General features: G+C 67.3%; 1 protein-coding gene. It reads right to left on the bottom strand.

Annotated features, from left to right (window positions below; genetic code table 11):
- Positions 1-821 (bottom strand): sulfurtransferase (locus tag ACFQ3T_RS36815; protein WP_380730821.1); only part of this gene is annotated, 821 nt, incomplete at its 3' end.
- Between the last annotated feature and the right edge of the window lie 11 nt (positions 822-832).

Genomic DNA, 832 nt, shown 5'->3' on the forward strand with positions numbered 1-832 from the left:
TCGACGGGGACGCCGATGAGCGAGCCGTACTCGGTCCAGGAACCGTCGTAGTTCTTGACGTCCTCGTGGCCGAGGAGCTCGTGCAGGGCGAACCAGGTGTGGGAGGAGCGCTCGCCGATGCGGCAGTAGGCGATGGTCTTGCGGGAGCCGTCGAAGCCGGCCTCGCCGTAGATCTCGGCGAGTTCCTCGTTGGACTTGAAGGTGCCGTCCTCGTTGGCGGCCTTGCTCCACGGCACGTTGATCGCGCTGGGGATGTGGCCGGCGCGCTGCGCCTGCTCCTGGGGGAGGTGGGCGGGGGCGAGGAGCTTGCCGGAGAACTCGTCGGGGGAGCGGACGTCGACGAGGTTCTTGTTGCCGATGGAGTCGACGACCTCGTCGCGGAAGGCGCGGATGGCGAGGTTCTGCTCCTGGGCGGTGTAGGTGGTCTCGGGGCGGACCACGACCTCCTTGTCCAGGGGGCGGCCGTCGAGTTCCCACTTCTTGCGGCCGCCGTCGAGGAGCTTGACGGACTGGTGGCCGTAGAGCTTGAAGTACCAGTAGGCGTAGGCGGCGAACCAGTTGTTGTTGCCGCCGTAGAGGACGACGGTGTCGTCGTTGGCGATGCCGCGCGAGGAGAGCAGCTTCTCGAAACCGGCCCGGTCGACGAAGTCGCGGCGGACGGGGTCCTGGAGGTCCTTCTTCCAGTCGATCTTCACCGCGCCCGGGATGTGACCCCCGTCGTAGGCGGTGGTGTCCTCGTCCACCTCCACGAACACCACGCCGGGCGTGGTGAGGTTCTCCTCGGACCAAGCGGCCGAGACCAGGACGTCTTCACGGCTCATCGAGCTGCTCC

This window comes from Saccharothrix hoggarensis (genome assembly GCF_042678885.1).
Classification (GTDB): Bacteria; Actinomycetota; Actinomycetes; order Mycobacteriales; family Pseudonocardiaceae; genus Actinosynnema; species Actinosynnema hoggarensis.